Below are 24,328 nucleotides of genomic sequence, written 5' to 3'. Positions count from 1 at the left end.
CAAATTGCTATTATTGTAGCAATAATTATTCAATTTAATAACAATTTGAACACCACCATTAAAGTTAGCACATTGAATTATAGTTTTCAAAGTTAAATTGGCCTAACAATTTAACTAGGACCGTTTAAAAGCTAAATTAACCAGTAAAAACAATAGCTTAATTTTTATTTTTAAAAATTCATTTAGCTTATTTCACTGTTACTCTATAATAAGAAGCATAACTAACTTGAAAGGAATTTTGGCAATGAAACTTAATCAATTTGGTATTCAACCTACTACTACTGAACAAGAAATTAAAGAACTGCAACAAATCAAATTTCTGTCCAACAGCCAACTACAAAAACCAGCAGCCACACTTTTTGCAGAATTAATCGGTAACTGCTTTCCTGAATTAACTAATCCTACATTAAAAATGCAACAATTAGAGAACCTCATGGCTACCCCCAACTTGACTGTTGCCCAATATCTTCAGCAGTACGATTTTGTCTCACCCAATGTTTTTTATAATGTCTACTTTCAATTACTAGGTTTAGAAATTGACCAAGATTTCACCTTAGCGACACCGCAAAAAACGACAGTCAAATTAAATTACCCCGCTTTTGCGCATAATCATTTAACCACTGCGGAAGTTATTCATGGCTTTTACCAACTGTTAATTACACATACCGTCAACGGGCAAACGTATCTCGATGAATTAGCTAGTCGGGGGTACTTTGTTGAATTAATGAAGGAGCAGCAAGTGCCCCAACCGTTATTTTTTAACGGCAAAGCCCAGCCTGTATTTGACACAACACAATTAATTAACGAAGTCGTTTATGTCGAATCTAGTCAAGACACCGACCACGATGGCCAGCGCGATTTACTCAAAGTCGAAATTACGCGTCCTGCGGAAACCAATAACGGACTTAAAGTCCCTGTTTTGTACACGGCTTCACCTTACAACCAAGGTACTAATGATGCCGCCGGTCAAAAATTAACGCACGAAAATATGGGCTATCAAGAACCCAAACAGCCACAAAAATCTACACTTTCAAATACTCTACCGCAAAATCCACCCATTCCTGCCCCCCGTAAAATCCTGGGCCACACTACTCAAGTGGAACAGAGTTTCGGTAACCATTTTACGTACAGTTTAAATGATTATTTTCTGGCACGCGGCTTTGCGGTTGTTTATGCTGCTGGTATTGGCACCAAAGATTCCGATGGTTTTCGCACCTGCGGTGATCAACAAGAAACCATCTCGACCACTGCTGTCATTGAGTGGCTTACCGAAACACGTACTGCTTTCACCAATAAAACAGACCAAATTCAAATTAAAGCTTGGTGGTCCAACCATAAGATTGCCATGACGGGCCGGTCATATTTAGGAACCTTAGCGACTGCTGCGGCCACCACTGGCGTTAAAGGCCTAAAAACCATTATTAGTGAAGCTGCAATTTCCAGCTGGTATGACTATTACCGTGAACACGGTCTGGTCGTGGCTCCTGGCGGTTTTCAAGGCGAAGATTGTGACGTTTTAGCTGAGGAAACTTTTTCTCGGCAAAAACAAGCGGGTGATTATCACAAAGTTCAACAGCGCTGGCAACAACATTTACAACAAATCACCCAGGGTCAAGAACGCGAAACTGGTAATTATACTGATTTTTGGGAACAACGCAATTACCGCCATCAAGCCCAAAATATTAAAGCTGACGTTATTTTAGTGCACGGCTTAAATGATTGGAATGTCAAACCTAAAAATGTACAAAAATTGTGGGCCAAATTACGTGATTTGCCAATTACCAAGAAGTTGATTTTACATCAGGGACCCCACATTTATATCAATAATAATCGTTCGCTAGATTTTAACGATATGATGAATCTCTGGTTATCCTACAAACTTTATGATGTGGATAATCAAGCTGACCAGATTTTACCAACTGTGCTCATTCAAGATAATACAGTTCCAGAAACGTGGCACACCTATGAAGACTGGTGCAGTCCAGCTAATCCTGTACAAACTTACTATTTATCAGATCATTATTTAACCAAGCACCAACCACAAGCCATTGAAAAAGCAAGCTTTACTGATCGTTCACATTGTTTTTTGACCTATTACAATAATGCCAAACAATGGCATGACAACTTAATGAATCTCAACTATTCGACCTTAGCCAACAACCGACTAATCTTTTTGAGCGATAACCCTAATGATCAACTAATTATTGATGGTCGTCCCACAGTTCACTTACGGGTTGCTAGTTCTGATAAGCAAGGCTTCTTAAGTTTGCGCTTAGTCGATTTTGGCACCGCACAACGGCTCAAACCACTCCCCACTACTTTGGCTGCCCAAGCCTATGATCAGGGTTATCATTATCATTCAGAAGATTTAAAAGAATACGAATTAGATTCCCAACGAAGCGACTATCAATTAATTTCTTTAGCACATATTAATTTACAAAACCGCCACAGCCCGAGCCAAGTCGAAAGAGTAACTCCCAATCATTTTTATGATATTGACGTGCAGTTGCAACCTACTCATTATAAATTAAGCAAATTTCATCAACTGGGATTAATAATTTATTCCAGTGATTTTGAAATGACCAATCGTCCTAATAGTATTATTGACTATACCTTTGAGTTAAGTCATTGCTCTTTAGATATTCCCCACTTATAATAATGATAATTATATTTTAAAGGGGTCATTTAGTATGCCAACTCATTACTTGCTTTGGGGTCTCTGGTTGATTGTTGTCGGCAGTCTAGTCGGCTTAAGTATTAGTCTGGCTCAAAATAAGTTTCGCTTATTAAACGGTGCCTTGGCTAATATTCTCGTTTTTACGCTCGGAATTGCTTTAATCTTAACCGTTGAAACCATGCATAACCCTTTGCTGTACCAAATCGTCTACTGGATTGTCGCTGCTATCACTACTGCAATTCTGATCTTTTACGCTTCTTTAGGATTGTTACTCCTTTGGAATGCGGTTATTGTCTGGCAACACGAAAGTCATTCATTGGCTAATAATTTGACATTAATTTTAGGACTAGTACTTGTTAGCATTCCTATTATTAAATTATGTACGCGCCATTTTCTATCGCCGACTTTCTTTAATTTATATAAGCACATTGTTATACCCATCGTTGGCTATGTTGTTTTTTGGTTTTTAGCCTTTGTAACTTCTTTTTTAATCACAAGGCTCTATCGACCACGCTTCAATCAAGATTACATTATTATTTTAGGTGCGGGATTATTACACGGTGATCAAGTTTCGCCCCTGTTAGCAGCGCGAATCAATGTAGCTTTAAATTTTGCGCAGAAACAATTTCAAAAAACAGGCTACTTTCCGTTAATCATTTGTTCCGGCGGCCAAGGAACAGACGAAACGATCCCTGAAGGTCGTGCTATGAAAAATTATGTTTTACACCAAGGTATTGCGCCGCAAAATGTGCTGAGTGAGGAACAATCACGTACTACGTATGAGAATATGCTTTTTTCGAAAAAAATTTTACAAGCCAAACACATCAATTTACAAAATGGTATTTTTGCCACCAGTGACTATCATACCTTTCGTGCAGCCGGTTACGCTCGTTATGTTGGCTTAAATATCACTGGTATTGGTGCGAAAACGAGTCACTTTTTTGTGCCAAATGCTTTTTTACGGGAATATTTGGCCCTGTTAAATAATCATAAAAAATTTCATATTATTTGTTTGAGTTTGATTTTAGTAGGTTCACTTTTTGATGTTTGGGCAGTCCTAACCAATTAACCATTAACCCAAATATTTGCTTCAAAGCTGAACATTTAATCATATGTAATAAAAAGTAGCTAGTAACAATCATCATCCTGTGACTGTTACTAGCTACTTTTTATCGCTTAACTTATAACAATTGATCTTCAATCAAACATTGCGCAATTTGGACAGCATTCCAAGCAGCACCCTTTAATAGATTGTCAGCAACCACCCACAAGTTAAAGGCTCCCGGATTTTCTGAATCTGCACGCAAGCGTCCAACAAACGTTTCCCGCTTACCAGCAGCCGTAAGTGGCTGCGGATAAAGTTGCTGTTGAGGATCATCTTGGACAACCACACCGGGTGCTTGTACTAACAGTTCACGTAATTGGTTCGCAGTAGCACTTGTATCTTTGACAGTGAAATAGACTGATTCACCATGACCAATCGCTACCGGTACCCGAACACAAGTTGCTGTGACTTTGAGTTGAGAATCGTCCATATCTTCTCGTAAAATCTTTTTAGTTTCATGAATCATTTTCCATTCTTCATGGGTATAACCAGAGTCCTCAAATACATCAATCTGTGGTAATAAATTAAACGCTTGCGGATAATGTTTACGATCACCCTTGGTTGGTAAAATTTCCGCGGTTAAAGGTTCATTATTTAAATACTGTCGAGTTTGGGTTAATAACTCATTTAAAGCGGATTGTCCCGCACCAGAAACTGCTTGATAAGTGGAAACAATCACTTGTTGCAAACCAAATTTTCGATCAATGGGAGCTAAAGCCATTAACATTTGAATCGTGGAGCAATTAGGATTAGCAATAATGCCATGGTGATGCGCCAAAGCAGTTCGATTAACTTCTGGAATCACCAGAGGTACCTCGGGATCCATCCGAAAGGCACTGGTATTATCTACACAAATCGCTCCAGCAGCTACCGCATGCGGCAGTAAACGTTTGGAGACTGCGCCACCAGCTGAAGATAAAACCAAATCAACGTTTTTAAACGAATCTTCGGTCGCTTCTTGAACGGAACATGTGGTCTCACGAAAATGTAATTTTTTACCAACTGAGCGTTTAGAAGCTAATAATTTTAAATTTTTTACTGGAATTTGTGTTTGTGCTAATTGTTCAATCATTCTGGTACCCACGGCACCAGTAGCTCCTAAAATTGCTACATTGTACTCTTTCATCTTTTCAATCTCCTAATTACTTTTTACTTCAGTAACCAATCACGCATTTGCTGGACCGCTTGCTGTAATTTCTCTTGACTAGCAGCAAAGGAAAAGCGAATGTAGCCTTGACCTGCTTGGCCAAATGCTCGCCCGGGCGTACAGCCAACTTTGGCTTTTTGCGCTAACAACCGCGCAAATGCTAAATCATCATCACCAAAGCGAGCCGGTATTTTGGCAAACATATAAAATGCTCCTTGCGGTTTGACTGGGGTAAAGCCCAAATTAGTTAACTCTTGGAACAAGTAATCGCGCCGCTGTTGGTACAAGTTTACTGCTTGCTGGGGATCTGCATCTCCTTGAATTTGCAGTGCTTCGGTCGCCGCCGCTTGTGACGGATTGGGCGGACAAGTTACTAAAAAGCCGTGCATTTTGGCAATTAATTGAATCCAAGGTGCTGGTGCTACCACATATCCAGCCCGGTAACCGGTCATCGCATGTGATTTTGATAAACCATTAACTAACACGGTGCGTTCACTAGCAAATTGGGCAATCGACTCGTGTTGACAGTGGTCATACGTCAATTCACTATAAATTTCATCAGCAATAATCCCTAAATGATAGTTGCGACTAAGCTGCGCCAATTGCTGCAATTGTTGGTGAGAATATTCTTGACCAGTGGGATTTCCCGGGTAATTTAAAATTAAAAATTTAGCATTCGGATGTTTATTTAGAGTAGCTGCCAATTGCTCCATTGCCAAAGTAAAATTAGTGGGCGCAGTGTTAATTTCTATCATCTTGGCTCCTGCCAATTTTAATAGCGGAAAATACAACGCGTATGTGGGTGTTGGGATTAAGACTTCATCACCTGGATTAACTAAAGCAAAAATCGTTGCTGTCAATGCCTCCGTTGCCCCAACTGTGGCAACGATTTCCGTTTCTGGGTCATACGCTAATTCGTATTTGCGTTTTAAATATGCACTAATAGCTTGCCGCAATGCAACTGTCCCTTTTTGTGGCGAATAATGTGATTCATTTCGTTGAATACTAGCAATTGCCGCTTGTTGAACATGCAATGGTGTATCCAAATCTGGTTCGCCTAACGTTAATTTCAAAATCCCCGGAATATCGGAAATTTCTTGATCAAATTGCCGAATTGCCGAAGGTTCAATGGCTGCTAAGGTTTGATTACCTGCTGATTGTAAATCATCTGCTAATTGTGGCATGCTATTAACTTCCTCTATAAAATATTTTCTAAGCCCCAAACTAGTTGAGTCAATTGTGGCACCTTGTCTAAGGCCACATCAACGCCGCGCATAAATGAGCTGCGATCAAACGAATCTTGACGAATACTCAAAGCTTCACCTGGTCCGCCAAATAAAACTTCCTCGTGAGCTAAATAACCCGGTAAGCGAACTGCATGAATGGCTACGCCCTCATGATCTAACCCCCGAGCTGCTTGGGCAAAAGTTGGATTAGAACGTGCCACTTTACGACCAGCTTGAATCTTGCGTGCCGTATTCAAAGCGGTTGCTGAAGGCGCATCCTTTTTATCTGCATGATGCAGTTCAATCACTTCTGCGTCTGGGAAATATTCAGCCGCCATTTGGGCAAAACGCAACAACAACACCGCCGATAAGCCAAAATTAGGGGCAATCAAACCGCCTAAATTTTGTCGTTGTGCTAAATTTGTGAGTTCTTGAACTTGTTGTTCATCTAAACCACTAGTTCCAATAATTGGTCGCATTTGGTGATTTAATGCAAATTGCGTATTTTCAAAGACGGCTTGCGGCGTTGTAAAATCTAGCCATAAATCATAAGTTTGGTCAATTTGTTCCAATTTAGTAAAGCGTTGCGTCGTGGAACTGAGTTCTAAATCAGTTGTGTCAGCCTGGGGCGCCAAAATGGCCGCCACTTCATAATTGGACTTATTTTGAACTAATTGAACTGCTTGTTGACCCATTTTGCCCGTCGCACCAGCTACTAAAACTTTATACATTATTTATCCTCTTCCAAGTCAAAACTTAAATTATCACTTAATTGCTGAACTCCTAACGCTTGGGCCACCTGCGCTTCTTGATCAGACGTTAAAGTTGCAATTGGTAACCGACAACTCCCCGTTGTAAAACCTTGAGCATTTAAACTAGCTTTAACAGCAGACGGTGATGGATACATAAATAACGCATGCATCTTAGGGGTTAACAACCGTTGCCAAGCTCCAGCTTGCGCCACATCACCCGCAGCTAAAGCCGCGTACATTTTGGTCATTTCTCTTCCATATAAATGGCTGGCTACTGAAATAACTCCTTTAGCACCTAATACTTTTGCTGTCAAAGCTTGTTCATCTTCGCCAGTATAAACGGCAAAGTCTTGAGGAACTGCTTGAATAATGGCTTGTAAATCCGTTAAGTTTTCGCATTCCTTAACGCCGATAATATTCTTATTGTGTGCTAAATGGATAACGGTTTCTGGTCGCATGCTAACACCAGTCCGCCCTGGAATATTGTAAATCACAATTGGTAGCGGACTTTGGGCCGCTATGGCTTCATAATGGGCAATCATACCGCGTTGATCAGGCTTATTATAATAAGGAACTACTACTAAAACGGCATCAATTCCAGGAATTTGCCCGACTTGCTTGGTAAAATCAATTGTCGCTTGTGTGTCATTAGAACCACTACCAGCCACAATCGGTACGCGGCCATTAATGGTCTGACTAAAATGTCGATACAAAGCTAATTTTTCTTCATTAGACATCGTAGCTACTTCGCCCGTAGTTCCGCCAACAATAAAACCTTGACTACCAGTCTGTAGTAAATGTTCAATCAATTGATCCAAACCATCAAAATCAATTTGATTATCTTCAGTAAAAGGTGTCACAATCGCTGTCATTAATTCTACTTGTTCAAACATTATTCTTCCTCCTATTGTCCCATTCTCTGTTCCAAAAACTTCCGGCCCACGCGTACACCTACTGCCAAAGCCGCTTCATTCGGCTGCAATTGGGCAGTGTGTAAACTCGCAGAACTCTGCACTCCCAACCAAAACATTACACCAGGAAAATGATGCAACAAATACCCAAAATCTTCACCAGTCATAGCCGGTTTGGTTTCTACCAATTCAATCTGTGAATCGCTTTGACAAGAATCCATAAACAATTTGGTTAATTGCGGATCATTGACTACTGGCAAATAGCCCCCTTGATTAAGCTTTAACTGAACTTGCAAATCAAAACTTCGCGCAATGCCATGAGCTATATCATCTAGCCGTTGCCCAATTTTTACAATCATGGGTTGATCCAACCCCCGAATTGTCCCAGCTAAATGGGCATGACCAGCAATAATATTCCGAATTGTTCCAGCGTTCAGCTGACCAAAAGTAACTACCCCACTGGCTAGGGGATCAATATTGCGAGCTACTATTGTTTGGGCTTGGTTAACAAACTCTGCGGCCGCCACAATCGCATCATGGGCTTTTTGGGGAGCAGCTGCATGCCCACCTTTGCCAATAAAATCAACATCAACCTCGGTAGTTCCAGCAAATAACGTGCCCTGGCGACAACCGATTTGGCCGACTTTCAGATCGGGATTAACATGCAAGGCATAAAATTCGTCTGGCCGAAATTGCCCAGTAAATACGCCTGATTTTTCTGCTATAACTGCACCACTATCACTTTCTTCCGCTGGTTGAAAGAAGAATACTAAATTATCTTGTGGTTGGTGCTCCGCAAAATATGCTAAAATCCCCAAAGCAATCGTTAAATGAAAATCATGCCCACAAGCGTGCATGACACCAGCATGCTTAGATTGATAGCTTAAGTTAGTTGCTTCGGTCAATGGTAAGCCATCCATATCTGCCCGATAACCCAAAGTTCTTTTCGGATCCGTACCTTGAACATGAACCAAAATGGCCGTTGGTAATTGATTAATCGTTTGTACTGTTAGATATTGCTGTGGTAATTGCGCAATAATTTGTCTTAAGTAGGCAGACGTTTGCGTTTCTTTTAAAGCTAGTTCGGGGATTTGGTGCAAGTGGCGCCGAATTTGAATTAAATCTTCATCTAATAGCATTAATTTCACAACTTTCGTAAGTCAGATTCTAAACCGGTTTTTTGCTGTGTTTGAGTATCAACTTGTTTAATCACTTTCGCCGGTACCCCCGCCACCACACTATTGGCAGCCACATCCTGGGTCACTATTGCTCCGGCTGCTACAACTGCATGCGATCCAATTTTCACCCCCTCTAAAACTACAGCATTAGCACCAATTAAAACATCATCACCGATAACAACGGGCTGGGCAGAAGCCGGTTCAATCACACCAGCAATCACGGCGTTAGCTCCGACATGAACCCGTTGACCGATCTGAGCGCGCCCACCGATGACTGTGCCCATATCAATCATGGTTTTGGCACCAATTTGAGCACCAATATTGATCACGGCCCCCATCATCACCACGGCCTGATCACCAATTTGTACGTGATCACGAATCAAAGCTCCAGGTTCAATCCGCGCATTAACATTCTGAATATCTAACAAAGGCACCGCTGAGTTACGCGCTGTTACTGTTAAATGTTGAGCTGTAATGACACTTTGGTTAACTTGCAAGAACTCTTGTATCTGAGCATAATCGCCATAAACAACTCCGACTTGCTCGCCAACAAAACTTTCAACCCCAGCTATCGCTTGTAACTTAGATAAATCGCCCTTAATTACTACTTGCACCGGCGTTTTCTTGGGTGCTTGACTAATAAAATTAATAATTTCTTGTGTATTCATCACAAATCACTCTTCTCCAGTTACTTGATAATCTTGATCTAAACGAAGTAAATCCATCGGTGTTTCTCGTTTGACAACTACTTGGCTATGCCCACGTTCGGCAAAAACCACTGCCGGACGTGCTACGCGGTTATAGTTGGAAGCCATTGAATAACCATAAGCACCCGTATCCAAGATTGCTAAAATATCGCCCGGCTGCGTTGGCGGTAAAGGTTGATTCTTAACTAAGATATCACCAGATTCACAATAACGTCCTGCAATAGTTACCGTTTGCGTCGTTTTAGCTTGTGGTGCTTTCGCTAACACAGCAGTATAATCCGCTTGGTATAAAGCGGGGCGAATATTATCACCCATGCCCCCATCTACCGTGACAAAATTACAAATCCCAGCCACTTTTTTATGGGTTCCAATTGAATAAAGACTGACTCCGGCGGCCCCGACTAAAGAACGTCCCGGTTCAATCCAAATTTCTGGTAAAGGTTGTGAAGCTAATGGCCAAGCTTGTTGTAATGTTTGAACAATGGCTTGAACAAATTGCTTAGGAGCCAAATCCTCGTCACTTGCAACATACTGAATACCAAAGCCGCCGCCAAGATTTAAGACTTGTGGTACAAATTGAAATTTTTGGTACCAACTGGCGACTAACTGACATAACTTTTTAACTAACAATTCAAAACCTTCAACAGCCATGATTTGGGAACCGATATGGGCATGTAAACCAATAACTTGTAATTGTGGTTCTGCCAAAGCCTGTTGTAAGGCAGCTTGTGCTTGCTGTGATTGCACATCAAAGCCAAACTTGCTGTCAATTTGCCCAGTTTGATCATATTCATGGGTATGTGCTGAAATACCAGGCGTAATGCGTAGCATAATCGCCACTTTTCGCTGAGGATAACTTTCGTGTAGCAATTGTGTCAACATGTTTAATTCATCAAAATTGTCAACAATGATGACTCCAATCTGATTTTGCACGGCGTAATTTAATTCTGATAATGATTTATTATTACCATGAAAACTAATCTGCGCGGCGGGAAAACCGGATTGTAATGCCGTCATCATTTCTCCTAAAGAAACTACATCAACATGTACTTGTTCTTGTTGCATCACTTGATAAATAGCTTTCACAGCAAAAGCTTTGCTGGCATAACTAATCGTGGCGTTAACGCCGGCTTGTTGAAAAGCTTGCTTAAATTGATGAACTTGTTGCCGAATTTGGGCGACATCATACACAACCAATGGTGTTTGATATTTATGTGCTAAATCCAGGGCATCGCAGCCCCCGATTGTCAAATGTCCTTGCGCGTTTAATGCCATTGCTGACTGCATGATTGCGACCTCCAGTAAAAATAAAAATTAATAATAAAAAAGGTCCTTTTGCTCGCTTTCGAACAAAAGAACCCATCATTCATTGCTAAAATTATGGCATTAGTTTGTCGTAAGCGCTCCGTAGAGATATTTTTCTACGACAGTCCATAATTTATTCAATTATGTCCCAGAATTTAAGCCCCGGCCTTTGGACTTAATCCTTCGGCAATCGCCCCTTTCACTATATTCTCAGCTGACCAGCTCCTATAGTTACTCTTGTTGATTGCGACCTCTTCGATATATAAAATATTATAATTAATTAAAATATTTGTCAAGCTATTTTAATTTATTTCGGCAGATAGTTAAAAAATAAGTAGTTGCAGATTAAAAAATAAATGTTAGAATGCAAATTAATCCCCTAATAATTTTAATAATTGGGTAATAATTGATCAAGCAGAGAGGAATTCGTTAGTTATGAAAGTTATTAAATTTGGTGGTAGTTCGCTAGCCACTGGTTCACAATTTCAAAAAATTATTGCCATTATTCGAGCTGATCCTCAGCGCCGCATTATCGTTACTTCCGCTCCCGGTAAAAGATTTTCCCAAGATACCAAAGTAACCGATTTGCTAATCAAATACAGTCAATTAGTTATTAACCATCAGGATTTTACCCCCATTGTGACCGAAATTTGGCAACGTTACGTCGAGATTGCCCAAACTTTTGGTTTATCGAGTCTGCAAATTGCTGACTTAAAGCACCAATTAGACATTTTACCCACTACCACTTTCGCCAATAATGATTATTTAACCGCCGCGTTTAAAGCCCATGGTGAAAAGTTAACCGCCCAATTATTAGCCCTGATCTTGCAACATCAAAATCTTGATGCCCAATACATATCACCGCAAGATCTCGGTTTATTAGTTAGTGATCAACCTCATGATGCTGAAGTTTTAGCGCAAACTTATCTTAACCTCAAAAAAATTAAGCTCCAACACCAATATTATATTGTGCCCGGTTTTTATGGCCTCACGGAAAAGCAACAAATTGCGACCTTTTCCCGCGGCGGTTCTGATATTACTGGGGCCATTTTAGCTAAGGGATTTCAAGCTGATCTTTATGAAAATTTCACAGATGTCGACGCTATCTATGCGGCTAATCCCCAAATCGTTGAGCATCCTCAAGCTATCAAAACTATGACTTACCGGGAATTACGTGAATTATCCTATGCTGGTTTTTCTGTTTTTCATGATGAAGCGCTCATTCCGGCCATTCAAGCCCAAATTCCAATTAATGTCAAAAATACTAATCATCCCGATTTACCAGGAACTTTAATTGTACCTGAAAAAGACTTTCACCCTCAACAATTAATGACGGGGGTGGCCACGTCCAACCATTTTGTGGCTCTCTATTTGCACCGTTATTTACTCAACAAAGAAGTGGGCTTCACACTCAAATTACTACAAATTTTTTATAAATATCATATCTCTTACGAACATATGCCTTCTGGAATTGATGATGTTACAATCATCTTTGATCAACGCCAATTTACACCTCAAATCGCCAAACAAATGTGTCAAGAAATTCAAGACACGCTTCATCCCGATCAATTAGAATGGATCGATGATTACGCCATTACAATGATTGTTGGCGAAGGTTTCCGCCAAAAAATTGGGGTCTTAAAAAAGATTATTGATCCGTTAGCACACGCCCATATTGGTTTACACATGATTAATCAAGGGGCTTCTCGTATTTCTATTATGATCGGTACCAAACAATCAGACGCTGATAAGGCCGTGCGGGCCATTTATCATAGTTTTTTCGAATAGGAGACTTTAATATGGTGCAATTACTCAAAGTTCATGGTTCACTCAATCAATTCTTATTGCTGGACCAAACCCTTTTACAACAACCATTAACTACTCAAGAATTACAATTATTAGTCCAAACTTTAACCCAGATTCCCGCTTTGCAGCCAGTTGACGGTTTACTTGTCGTGGATCAAGCAACGGAGCCAACAGCCTTAGGTCAAATGCAAATTTTTAATGCGGACGGTTCAATAGCCTTAATGTGCGGCAATGGTTTACGAACAGTGGCCCGCTATTTAGCAGATAAATTTCAGCAAGATGATTTCACTGTGGAAACTTCACAAAAAAGTTTACACGTCAAACGTTACCCCAATTTGGCACCCAACGTGCCAGCCTTTGGCGTGGAAATCTCCCCCGTCAGTTTTGAACCACAGACTGTCGGTTTAACTACTCCAACAGAGCCAGTCATCAATCAGGTCATTCCCACGATTGATCCTGACTTAAAATTTACCGCTTTAGCCGTTCCCAATCCGCACTTGATTACTTTTGTACCAGAAATTGATACAACTCGTTTGCAACAGCTCGGCCAACAATTAAATGACCACAATCCTGAATTACCTGACGGAGTTAATCTAAGCTTTGTTAAAATTTTGGGACCGCAAACAATTTTTGTGCAAACTTTTGAACGCGGTGTCGGTTTAACCAACGCGTGTGGGACCGCAATGTCTGCGGCCAGCTTAGCTTTAGTCTTAAATTATCCGCAAAAAGCCCAGTTAGAACAACTACTTCAAGTTTACAATCCGGGCGGTATGGTTCAAACCAAAGTTCATCACCAAGCCGATCAATACTGGATGGAATTAATTGGTAATGCGACCATCATGGGCCAAACGCAGTTGTCAGAAGCTTGGTTACATCAGCCCCAAGCTACGGACAAGATTAGTTTGCAAAATGACAGTGAAGCCATTGCATACCGTAATTGGACTCAACAGCTAAAACTTTAAAATAACAATAAAATGAGGCTAGAACAATAAGATTACGCTCTTATTATTCCAGCCTTATTTTTGTTTTAATTTAAAATAATTGAGTTTTTAAGATTTGGCTTTTTGGTTCAAATACGAATGCCGAATACCATAACAGAAATAAACAATTAAGCCAATGATAAACCAACCTAAGGCATACCACTTAGCTTCTTTACTCAAGCCCCAAAAGACTAAGAGTGAACCTAAAAAGCCTAGTAATGGCATAACTGGGTAAAAGGGCATCTTAAATCCAGGTTCCGGCAAATCTTTGCCTTCGCGCTTCCGTAAGCCGTAAATTCCTAATGTAACAAACATAAATGCAATTAAAGTTCCGGCCGAAACTAATTGTGACAAAATACCAAATGGGAAAATAGCGCCCACGATTACATCAACAATCGTCAAGACTAAAACAGCATGATTAGGCCGATTTTTTTGATCCAAATGACCAATCCACTTAGGTAACAAACCATCACGGCCAAAAGAATACAATAACCGTGAACCGGCCATCATCATTCCAATTAAAGCGGTAAACATACCAATAACCGCCACGGCTTGCACAATAGCTGCCACTAAACTATGACCGCTATGCCGTAACGCCCAACCAACCGGTTCAGCATTATTAGCATATGCAGTATACTTAAACATCCCCACCAAAACTAACGAAACACAAACAAACAAAAACACCGCAATTAATAACGAGCCTAAAATGCCCCGCGGCATAGTTTTTTGTGGATCCTTAGCTTCGGCTGAATTAGCTGCAATTGAATCAAAACCAATATAAGCTAAGAAGATCATCGAAACACCCGCATAAATACCACGCCAACCGCCAAAGGCACTACCATCAGGGTTTAAGTGATACTTAGGAATAAACGGTACATAATTGTGCGGATGAATTGCAGTTAAACCAACGACAATAAATAACAAGATTGCTAAAACCTTGCACACGACTAACACATTTTCTACTCTAGAAGCTTGAGATGCACCTAACGATAACAAAAGAGCAACCGCAATAATTACCACAGCAGCAATTAAGTCAATGCCGCCACCGGCGGTTCCAATCGGATTCGCTAAAAATTTGGGCAATTGCAAACCTAAAGGTTCAATCAATCCCCGAAAATTGGCCGAAAGACCAGAACCAACAAAGGCCACCGCAATGAAATACTCTGCTAATAATGCCCAACCGGCAACCCAACCAAAAAATTCACCAAAAATCACATTAATCCACGAATAAGCGGAACCCGCAAAGGGCATGGCTGAAGCCATTTCTGAATAAGCAAAGGCCACTAATCCAGCAACAATCGCCGCTGCTAGGAACGATAACACTACCGCCGGTCCAGCATGTAAAGCTGCCACATCACCAGGTAAAGTAAAAATGGCCGTCGATACAATGGTTCCCACTCCTAGAGCCAAAAAGTCCTTTGTTGTTAAAGATTTAACTAAGTGTGAATCCTTTGATTCATAAACACTCGGATCTTCTTTTCGAAAAATCCGCTCCTTAATACTCGCCATAAAAATGCCTCCCATAACTTTGTTGCTTTAATGAAACTTCATTAGAGTATGGTTAACATTTTCTAACAAAAATATAAATTTGTCAATCTTTCATTTCTACTTTTAGCTATTTATTCAAAAATAGTATTTTACGGATAATTTAATGTGCCTGAAGCATAGAGAAAGGCCTAATTATTAGGCCTTTCTGAGATTAATTCTTAACTTCTTTACATTTCGTGCATTGCGTGTAAATGGTAAGTTCGTGGTTGCTTAGGATCGTAAACTTCAATTTGCGCCATCATGCCGGTATCTTCATGCTCCAAAATATGACAGTGGTACATAAAAATACCTAAAACATCAAAGCGAACTCGAATGCGCACCGTTTCGCCAGCATTAACACCCACTGTATCCTTAAAACCGGTTTCGTTAGGATACGGGGCTTGACCATTACGACTAATTACTTGAAAATGACAACCATGCATGTGAAATGGGTGAATCATCCCCCCACAAGTATCATTAGTATTCGTAATTTCCCAATCAACGGTTTGTCCTAATAATTGTTTGCGATCAATTCGCGTCATATCAAAGCGCCGACCATCAAGCAAGACCTCATCATCCATTCCCGACATTACAACCTTTTGAACCGGAGCTTGTTCATCAGCTTGCCACTGCGGAACATCGAATAACTGATCGGGAATAGTTTGTTTAGCTTTAGTCATGGCACCAATTTCAAAAGTACATAAAACCGTATCATCAGACAGCAACTGTACTTGATCGCCAACTTGACAATCACTAAAATCAACCACAATTTCAGCTCGTTCAGGAACAGTTAACATTAAACGATCTAAATCAATAGTTTGTTTTAAGAAACCACAGTCTCCCGCAATTTGCGTAAAACGGCGCCCATCATTAAAGTGCAACCGAAACTCACGTCGATTAGCAGCATTTAATAAACGTAACCGCACTTGCGGAGTCGTCACCTTAAACACACCATTGATCGTACCGTTCACTAACGGATACTCACCTAAAGTCCCATCCACATCATAATCGGCTTGATAATCCAATTGATTATCATGATAGGAGCGATCTTGCAGAATTAGTGGTAAATCATCGACACCGTATTCTTGAGGCAGTGGTAAGGTTTTAGCATGTTCATCAGTAACAATTACCATGGCTGCTAAACCATTCCAGACTTGGCGGGCTGTATTGGGACACGGATGTGGATGCATCCAATCTGTTTGCGCCCCTTCTTGATGCAATGTAAATTCAATATCGCGCGCTTGGCCAGGCAAAATGGGAGCATGGGGACCACCATCAGTAATGGGACCCGGAATGTTTAACCCATGCCAATGTAACGTCGTGGTTTCGGGTAAGTGGTTTTCAATATGCACATGATAATGCCAACCATCATGCAAGACAACCGTTTGTCCCAAAATCTCAGCATTATAGCCCCAGGTCTTGGTTAATTCACCTGGTAAAATCGCAGCTTGTGACTCCTGAGCCACTATGGTATACCATACCTCATGATCTTGAACTTTATCTGGCTTTAAAATTGGCGGAATCCTGAGCGCCTTACTAGGCACCTGCGGCAACGTCAGTTTTTTATAACCACCATCATGTAGGTCATAGACGTTTTCATCATAAAAATATTCTTGATAAAATGGTCGTTGACTCAAATTAATCACTCCTTTTCACAATTTGATCATAACACACTCTGCGTTTAGGAGAAATCAAACCGAACGCTTCATCGTAACATCGGTTACTTGAAAGCCCAACTTTTGATAGAGATGCTGTGCCTTGTGATTAATTCCAAATACGTGCAAGCCGAGCTCTTGATAACCCAAATCATGTGCCTGATGAATCACCAAATTTAAAGCTTCTTGTCCCAAGCCTTGATCTTGAAAAGTATCCAAGATGGCAAAATCATATAAAAACAAATACGGTCGTGCTGAGTAATCACTATCCATGACTTCCGCTAGCCAAACGTAACCCACTGTTTGCTCAATATTTTGCACCACATACAAAAAATTGTGGTAAGTATGTTGTTGATCCGGTAGCAATAATTTAAACTCTTCCTCCGCTCGAAATAATGCTTCCTGCTTCGTCCAAGCGTGATTTAACATCTTTTGCTGTGCATATTCTTTTGTTTGCGAACTAAAAAAGCTTTGAAATTGTTGATCATCCATTGTCTTTAATACTAAATCTGTCATATTCATTGACCTTCCTTGCCAAATTCTAAATAAATAGTAGCTTTTATATTTTTTTAAAGTTAAAATATTACTGATATTCAAGGGGGTTCTTTGATGGCGACAAAAATTAGCATTATTGTACCATGCTTTAACGAAGAAGAAACGGTGGAGCTATTTTATCAAGCTATCGTTCATACTTTTCAAAAATTACCAGCATATGAGCCGGATATTTTATTTATTAACGATGGCTCAACCGATCACACCTTACAAAAATTACGCCAATTACACGAAGAGCCAACCATTGAAAGCCACTATTTATCTTTTTCCCGGCAATTTGGGAAAGAAGCCGGCATTTATGCAGGGCTGAAAAACGTTGACGGCGAATTAGTGACAATTATGGATGCTGATCTACAAGATCCCCCCAGCATGTTGATTCAGATGGTTCACCTCTTAGAAACCACGGATTACGATTGTATTGGTACTATGCGCCAAGATCGTAGTGGTGAACCACCGATTCGTTCCTTCTTTTCCAACCTTTTTTACCGCATCATCAATAAAATTTCCGACACGCAAATCATTCCGGGTGCCCGCGATTTTCGCCTAATGCGCCGCGATATGGTCAATGCTATATTAGAGATGACTGAATACAATCGCTTTTCGAAAGGAATTTTTTCTTGGGTTGGCTTTAAAACTAAATATTTACCATATAAAAATGTCGAACGAGTTGCTGGCAAAACTAGTTGGAATTTTTGGAGTTTATTTAAATATTCCGTCGAAGGCATTACTGATTTTTCCACAGTGCCCTTAATTGTAGCAGTTTGGCTCGGCTTAATTGTCATGTTCTTAGCTTTTGTAGCTCTATTATTTATCGTCGTGCGTTCTTCGATTTTTGGCAACCCGACCAAAGGTTGGTCTTCTTTAATTTCCATCATCCTCTTTTTAGGCGGTATGCAATTATTTTTCCTAGGAATTATTGGTAATTATATTGGCAAAATCTTCTTGGAAGTGAAACGCCGTCCGCTATATATTGTGAAAGAAAAAAAGTAGATTGCAAATAAAACCACTTTTTTATGCAATAAAAAAAGCCTAGAAAATTCTAGACTTTTTTTGTTGACGCAAAAACATTAAAAATTTTATAACCGTTGATTCAATTCTTGGCCTAATTCTTCAAAACCAGGTTTACCTAACAAAGCAAACATGTTCTTCTTATAAGCTTCAACACCTGGTTGATTAAATGGATTGATGCCGTTCAAATAACCCGAAATAGCAATCGCAATTTCAAAGAAGTAAATTAAATAACCTAAAGTATAAGCATCTTGTTCTGGAATATGCACACTCATTACAGGCACACCACCATCAGTATGCGCTAAGACAACCCCTTCATAGGCCTTCTTGTTAACGTAATCCATGGTCTTACCTTCCAAGTATTGTAAACCATCTAAATTATCGCTTTCTTGTGGAATAGCAACGTCTTGACGTGGCTTGTCAATCATAATCACTGTTTCCATCAAGTTACGCTTACCTTCTTGGATATATTGACCTAAAGAATGTAGATCCGTGGAGAAATTAGCAGAAGCAGGGAAAATACCTTTTTGGTCTTTACCTTCAGACTCACCAGCTAATTGCTTCCACCATTCACCAAAGTACTGTAAGTTGGGTTCATAATTTTCCAATAATTCAACCGTATAGCCTTTACGATATAAAATATTGCGCAAAGCAGCATATTTATAAGCTTCATTTTGTTGCACATCAGGATTTTGATAGTCATTACGTGCACTAGCTGCACCTTGCATCAATTGATCTAAATCAATGCCAGCCACTGCAATTGGTAACAAGCCGACCGCTGTTAAGACTGAGAAACGACCACCGATATCATCCGGAACAACAAATTCTTCATAGCCTTGAGCATCAGATTCTGTCTTTAAAGCACCCTTTTGCCGATCAGTCGTTGCATAAATCCGCTTCTTAGCTTCGGCTTCACCATATTTAGCAATTAATTTTGCTTTCAAAACTCGAAAAGCAATTGAAGGTTCGGTCGTAGTACCCGATTTGGAAATAACATTAATACTAAAGTCCCGATCGCCAATAACCGCTAACAAGTCACTTAAATAATTAGGGCTAATAGAATTACCACAGAAGTAAATTTCTGGTACTGCTTTTTCATTTTTGATATTGTAAAAGCTGCTACTCAAAAAATCAATCGCTGCCCGCGCTCCTAAATAAGAACCGCCAATCCCAATAGCTACGAAAACTTCGGAATCTTTTTGAATCTTTGCTGCGGCGGCTTTAATCCGGGCAAATTCTTCTTTATCATAATCAACTGGCAAATCTAAAAAACCCCGAAAGTCATTGCCAGCACCAGTTCCTTGCCGCAATTCTTGATCTGCAGCAGTCACTAACGGTTGCATTTCAGATAGTTCATTTTCATGAACAAATTTGCCCAATTTTGAGTCATCAAATTTGATATGTGTCAATGTACATTCCTCCAAATTTTGCTTAATTTTCTTAATAAGTACTACGAACAAATTATAGCATATTCAATTGCGAACAAGCCTTGCGATTTCAGAAAATTTTCTGACCCAACCAGTAAATCATATAACCACAAATCACCCCCAAAGTGTTAAAAATAACATCATCAACATCACTCACACCCGTCAACAAAACAAATTGTAAACTTTCAATTCCAATCGATAATAAGCTGCCTTCAATAATTGTTTTCAAAGCTGCAGATTGCCCCCGACTAATTAAAGGACGCAATAATCCAAACGGAACAAACCACAAAATATTGCCTAATGAATTATATAAAAAATCAATCATTGATTTACCAGCAGTTAATTTCCACGTTTCCACTAAGGGCACCCAATTGATGGCCGTTAAGGAACGGTGCCAATAAAAATGAAAATCCCACGGAAAATAACCCTGCCGAAAAACCGTCAAAAAGAGCAGTAACAAAAAATAAATCACAAACAGATTAACTAATAATTCGTGCCCCAAACTGGTCGCCTGCCGAAAAATAGCTAACCACAGTATTCGACAAAGTAAGAATACTAAAAAATAAAAAATAGTTTTATCAAGGCTTAAAAAAATCAGCCGAATTAACGGAAAATGATTAATACGTCCTGCCAAATGCTGATAAACTTGTTGATATATTGAATTTAAGAAAATCATGTCTAACCTCACTGTTACCATAATTAAATGGTAAAATTATGAATGATACTATTATGGAGAGAAATTAATTCATGAAAATGCACAACCAAATGAACACTCGGCGCAGTGGCTGGTTATTAATCTTAACCGGAGGTCTCTGGTTAAAAACCGTCATTGCTTATTACTTAGATTTTAATATGGGCGCCGCTGATCCTTTTCAGCATTTTTTACTCATTATGAATCCCATTGCTACAAGTTTACTCTTATTGAGCTTGCCACTTTATTTCAAAAAAGCGAAACCATATTATTGGACCACTCTAGCCATTTATGTTTTAGAAACAATATTACTATATAGCAATATTTTATATTACCGCGAATTTAGTGATTTTATTAGTATTAACACCATTTTAAGTGTGGGCAAAGTTGCTAAAGGCCTTGGCAGCAGTGCCATTGCCATGATTAAAGTACACGATTGGATTTATTTTATTGATTTTCCAATTTTTGCTTTGTTATGGATTACTAAAAAAGTTACTGCCGACCCCAAGCCCACTAGTAAGTTACAAGCTTTTTTAATTACCAGTCTGAGTTTAACCATGTTAGCCGCTAACGTTTTTTTAGCCGAATTAAGTCGACCACAATTATTAATGCGGACCTTTGATCGCACCTATATTGTTAAATATTTGGGACTGAATTCTTTTTTAGCATATGATAGTTTTAAAACCGCCCAAAGTAACAATCTCCGCTCCGGAGCGCAAGGAGCTAATATGGATCCGGTCTTATCTTACGTCAAACAACATTACGCCACACCTAATCCAAAGTATCAAGGCATTGCTAAAGGCAAAAATGTTATCATCATTCATCTCGAAAGTTTTCAACAATTCCTGATCGATAGTAAAGTGAAGGGTCAAGAAGTAACTCCCTTTTTAAATAGTCTTTATCATTCCGATAATACCCTAGCTTTTTCCAATTTCTTCCACGAAGTTGGTCAAGGCAAGACAAGTGACGCAGAAACTATGTTAGAAACGGGGCTTTTTGGCTTACCTGAAGGATCTTTTTTTACTAGTTTAGGATCTAACAATACCTTCCAAGCCGCACCGGCCATTTTAAATCAACAACAAGGTTACACCTCGGCGGCGTTTCATGGTAATATTGGTTCTTTTTGGAGTCGCGACACTGTTTACAAAAATATGGGCTACAATTATTTCTTTGATCAAAAGTATTTTCAACAAACTGCCGATAGTAACACTTATTGGGGCAGCAAAGATAAACTGTTATTTGCGGAAAGTACCAAATATTTAGAACAGCTGCAACAGCCATTTTACGCTAAATTTTTGACAGTCACTAATCACAACCCCTTTGAATTAGCCAATGATGACCTCGGTGGTTTTCAAAAACCGGATACTAATAATACAATGGTCAATAATTATTTTGGCACTGCACATTATCTTGATGAAGCTGTTCACGAATTCTTCGACTATTTAAAGGCTAGTGGTTTGTATGACAATTCGATTATCATTCTTTATGGTGATCACTTTGGACTAAGTGAAGGTGATGAAAAAGACGTTGCGCCGGTCATTGGGCATGATCCGAAAACTTGGAGTCAATTCGATCATATTCAACTGCAACGTGTTCCGTTTATGATTCATATGCCCGGATTGAAGGGAGGAATTCAAAAACAATATGGTGGAGAAATCGATGTTTTGCCCACTTTATTAAATCTCTTGGGCGTCAATACTAAGCCCTATATCTTCATGGGCAATGACCTCTTATCTAAGCAACATGACCAAAATGTCATTTTCCGTAACCATACGTTTGTGACACCTAAGTATACCGTGATTAATAATAGTAATAACAAAATGATCATTTATCAAAACAGTAATGGTCAATTAATCACTGATCCAACACCAGAATTGAAAAGTAAACTACGCCAAATTGCCCAAAAGAAGGATACTGAACTGAGTTTATCAGATTCCGTCAATAAAACTAATCTCTTGCGCTTTTACACTCCCAAGGGCTTTACCCCTGTCAATCCTAAGGACTATAACTATCAAAACGAATTTCAACACTTAATGAAAACACGCGATGCTTTGGGGGATAAATCAACGAGTCTTTATTCCAAAAATAATAATAAAACGACTACTGATTTATATAAGAGCAATGCCCCTGAACTAGATGGTAATGATAATTTTCTCTATGAAGTTCCCCAAAAATAAGCTAAACAAACTAACTAAAAAAGCATTAGTTCAACATTCTAGTAACGAATTCACAGTTGAACCAATGCTTTTTGTTTTATTCTCAACTTAACTATAAAATAGCATTCACAATTAAATCTAATAAAAATAAACCACTTAAAACTAGCAATGTGGCATTTAATTGCTGACCTTGCTTAGTGGCCCATTTAACCACAGGATAACTCACAAAACCAAAAGCTAATCCCGTGGCAATACTACCAGTTAGCGGAATCAACGTAATAATCAAAAACGCCGGAAACCATTCACTAAAATCTTGTAAATTTAAAGTTTGCAATTGTTGCATCATCATAGCCCCTGTCAAGATCAAAGCCGGTGCAATCGCGGCTTGAGGGATATATTTTAAACCACCGACTACAAACAACGAAGCACTAAATAAAATAGCTGCTACTAAAGATACAATCCCACTGCGACCCCCACTTTCAATTCCCGCAGCACTTTCCGCCGCGGCAACAGTGGGACTACTACCTAAAATTCCAGATAAGACAGCTGTAATGGAACTACTTTGAAAGGCCCGCGGAAATTTTTTCTGATCAGGTAAAATGCCAGTCAACAGCCCCATGGATTCAAATACTAAAATCATGGTCAAAGAAAAGACCGCCAACCAAAATTTCAAATTTCCAATTTGACTAAAATTAGCTTGATTAATTAACTGTGACATTTGGGTTAATTGACTTAATTTGACTGGGGGAGCAGCTGCTTGTAAATGAAAAATAACCGCTAAGATACTGCTCGTAATAATACCGATAATAAAATAACCTGGAACTTTTTTTAAATATAAAACTAACGTTAATACTAAGCCAAATAAGGCCAGTAACGTCATTGGCGCAGCTAAGTTGCCTCCTGCTACTAAGGAACCATTATGACCTGCTACAATGAGTCCCGCCTTTTTTAACCCCAGTTCGACTAAGAACAAGCCGATCCCAACGCTAATCCCTGTTTTTAAACTGGCTGGAATTGTTTTAGCTAACAAGTGTACTAATGGTGTAAAAGCAATCACTAAATACGCCAAACTGCTTAAGATAGAAACTGCTAAGGCCTCTCGCCAACTAAATTTGAGGTTAACTACTAAGGTATACGTAAAAAAGGCATTGACGCCCATTCCTGGGGTCAAGATCACCGGTGCATCTGCCCAAAAAGCCATAATTAAACAGCCGATTGCCGAGATAATAATCGTCGCAAACACACTCAGATTAACCGGCATGCCGGCGTCCTTTAAAATTAGCGGGTTAACAATAATAATATAAGAAATGGCGAAAAAACTGGTAACCCCCGCTAACAGTTCAGTCTTTAATTGCTGTGGTTGTTTGAATATTTTAAACAAAATGATCTTACTCCTCATTAATTTCTTTCGGAATGCCACCAAAATAGCAAAGAAGCCAAGAAAAAAATCGCTGAGTATGATTATAACTTTCTTAAGTGTTAGTAACACCAAAATTGAATCGCAATAATCAGCTTTGA

At 39.5% G+C, this 24,328-nt stretch carries 19 protein-coding genes and 1 riboswitch; of the genes, 6 read left to right on the top strand and 13 right to left on the bottom strand.

The genetic code is table 11. From position 1 onward, the window contains the following. Positions 1-244 precede the first annotated feature (244 nt). Positions 245-2,656, top strand: coding sequence for a Xaa-Pro dipeptidyl-peptidase (locus AC3B6B_RS04155; protein WP_489757412.1), 2,412 nt, complete (start codon positions 245-247; stop codon positions 2,654-2,656). Between the two features lie 34 nt (positions 2,657-2,690). Continuing rightward, positions 2,691-3,746 (top strand): YdcF family protein, encoded by a 1,056-nt coding sequence (locus tag AC3B6B_RS04150; RefSeq protein ID WP_489757411.1) that lies wholly within the window; start codon positions 2,691-2,693, stop codon positions 3,744-3,746. 112 nt (positions 3,747-3,858) lie between these two features. Here AC3B6B_RS04150 and AC3B6B_RS04145 read toward each other — a convergent pair whose 3' ends face one another. The 7 genes from AC3B6B_RS04145 to lysA are packed head-to-tail and all read right to left on the bottom strand — an operon-like array spanning position 3,859 to position 10,990. Then, the gene (locus AC3B6B_RS04145; RefSeq protein ID WP_489757410.1) at positions 3,859-4,908 is read right to left on the bottom strand and encodes an aspartate-semialdehyde dehydrogenase; all 1,050 of its coding nucleotides are present in this window, start codon (positions 4,906-4,908) and stop codon (positions 3,859-3,861) included. A gap of 23 nt (positions 4,909-4,931) precedes the next feature. Then, positions 4,932-6,113 (bottom strand): aminotransferase class I/II-fold pyridoxal phosphate-dependent enzyme, encoded by a 1,182-nt coding sequence (locus AC3B6B_RS04140; RefSeq protein ID WP_489757409.1) that lies wholly within the window; start codon positions 6,111-6,113, stop codon positions 4,932-4,934. Between the two features lie 14 nt (positions 6,114-6,127). Then, positions 6,128-6,886 carry a 4-hydroxy-tetrahydrodipicolinate reductase gene (gene dapB, locus AC3B6B_RS04135; protein WP_489757408.1) on the bottom strand — a complete coding sequence of 253 codons (759 nt, stop codon included), beginning with the start codon at positions 6,884-6,886 and terminating at the stop codon, positions 6,128-6,130. After that, positions 6,886-7,800, bottom strand: coding sequence for a 4-hydroxy-tetrahydrodipicolinate synthase (dapA, locus tag AC3B6B_RS04130; protein WP_489757407.1), 915 nt, complete (start codon positions 7,798-7,800; stop codon positions 6,886-6,888). Before dapA ends, dapB begins: the two co-directional genes overlap by 1 nt. Positions 7,801-7,811: 11 nt before the next feature. Beyond that, positions 7,812-8,957, bottom strand: a complete 1,146-nt coding sequence (locus tag AC3B6B_RS04125; RefSeq protein ID WP_489757406.1) for an N-acetyldiaminopimelate deacetylase — start codon at positions 8,955-8,957, stop codon at positions 7,812-7,814. A 5-nt stretch (positions 8,958-8,962) separates the two neighbouring features. Continuing rightward, complete coding sequence (gene dapD, locus AC3B6B_RS04120) at positions 8,963-9,664, bottom strand: 2,3,4,5-tetrahydropyridine-2,6-dicarboxylate N-acetyltransferase (RefSeq protein WP_489757405.1); 702 nt, start codon at positions 9,662-9,664, stop codon at positions 8,963-8,965. 6 nt (positions 9,665-9,670) lie between these two features. Next, on the bottom strand, positions 9,671-10,990 hold the full coding sequence (lysA, locus tag AC3B6B_RS04115) for a diaminopimelate decarboxylase (protein WP_489757404.1): 1,320 nt from the start codon (positions 10,988-10,990) through the stop codon (positions 9,671-9,673). A gap of 102 nt (positions 10,991-11,092) precedes the next feature. Continuing rightward, positions 11,093-11,272: riboswitch (Lysine riboswitch) on the bottom strand. Positions 11,273-11,443: 171 nt separating this feature from the next. On the opposite strand from lysA, the gene AC3B6B_RS04110 reads away from it, so the two are divergent. After that, entirely contained in the window at positions 11,444-12,796 is a 1,353-nt protein-coding gene (locus tag AC3B6B_RS04110) for an aspartate kinase (protein ID WP_489757403.1), read from the top strand. Positions 12,797-12,807: 11 nt separating this feature from the next. After that, positions 12,808-13,776, top strand: a complete 969-nt coding sequence (dapF, locus tag AC3B6B_RS04105; RefSeq protein WP_489757402.1) for a diaminopimelate epimerase — start codon at positions 12,808-12,810, stop codon at positions 13,774-13,776. A gap of 87 nt (positions 13,777-13,863) precedes the next feature. Here dapF and AC3B6B_RS04100 read toward each other — a convergent pair whose 3' ends face one another. From AC3B6B_RS04100 to AC3B6B_RS04090, 3 genes are all read right to left on the bottom strand, one after another. After that, positions 13,864-15,303: an APC family permease gene (locus tag AC3B6B_RS04100; protein ID WP_489757401.1), complete on the bottom strand. Its 1,440-nt coding sequence runs from the start codon at positions 15,301-15,303 to the stop codon at positions 13,864-13,866. A 206-nt stretch (positions 15,304-15,509) separates the two neighbouring features. Beyond that, complete coding sequence (locus AC3B6B_RS04095; protein WP_489757400.1) at positions 15,510-16,958, bottom strand: multicopper oxidase family protein; 1,449 nt, start codon at positions 16,956-16,958, stop codon at positions 15,510-15,512. 54 nt (positions 16,959-17,012) lie between these two features. Beyond that, on the bottom strand, positions 17,013-17,492 hold the full coding sequence (locus tag AC3B6B_RS04090) for a GNAT family N-acetyltransferase (RefSeq protein WP_489757399.1): 480 nt from the start codon (positions 17,490-17,492) through the stop codon (positions 17,013-17,015). A gap of 93 nt (positions 17,493-17,585) precedes the next feature. Here AC3B6B_RS04090 and AC3B6B_RS04085 point away from each other — a divergent pair, with 93 nt between their 5' ends. Further along, positions 17,586-18,518, top strand: a complete 933-nt coding sequence (locus AC3B6B_RS04085) for a glycosyltransferase family 2 protein (protein ID WP_489757398.1) — start codon at positions 17,586-17,588, stop codon at positions 18,516-18,518. Between the two features lie 86 nt (positions 18,519-18,604). On the opposite strand, the gene AC3B6B_RS04080 is transcribed toward AC3B6B_RS04085, so the two are convergent. After that, complete coding sequence (locus AC3B6B_RS04080; RefSeq protein WP_489757397.1) at positions 18,605-19,945, bottom strand: glucose-6-phosphate isomerase; 1,341 nt, start codon at positions 19,943-19,945, stop codon at positions 18,605-18,607. A gap of 88 nt (positions 19,946-20,033) precedes the next feature. Next, the gene (locus AC3B6B_RS04075; protein WP_489757396.1) at positions 20,034-20,639 is read right to left on the bottom strand and encodes a VanZ family protein; all 606 of its coding nucleotides are present in this window, start codon (positions 20,637-20,639) and stop codon (positions 20,034-20,036) included. Positions 20,640-20,710: 71 nt separating this feature from the next. Between AC3B6B_RS04075 and AC3B6B_RS04070 the strand changes: the two genes are divergently transcribed. Then, positions 20,711-22,831, top strand: a complete 2,121-nt coding sequence (locus AC3B6B_RS04070) for an LTA synthase family protein (RefSeq protein WP_489757395.1) — start codon at positions 20,711-20,713, stop codon at positions 22,829-22,831. Positions 22,832-22,922: 91 nt separating this feature from the next. On the opposite strand, the gene AC3B6B_RS04065 is transcribed toward AC3B6B_RS04070, so the two are convergent. Next, positions 22,923-24,209: an NCS2 family permease gene (locus tag AC3B6B_RS04065; RefSeq protein ID WP_489757394.1), complete on the bottom strand. Its 1,287-nt coding sequence runs from the start codon at positions 24,207-24,209 to the stop codon at positions 22,923-22,925. Positions 24,210-24,328: the final 119 nt, after the last annotated feature.

Source organism: Bombilactobacillus sp. ESL1197 (genome assembly GCF_058107145.1).
This window is presented reverse-complemented; position numbering and strand designations above follow the sequence as displayed.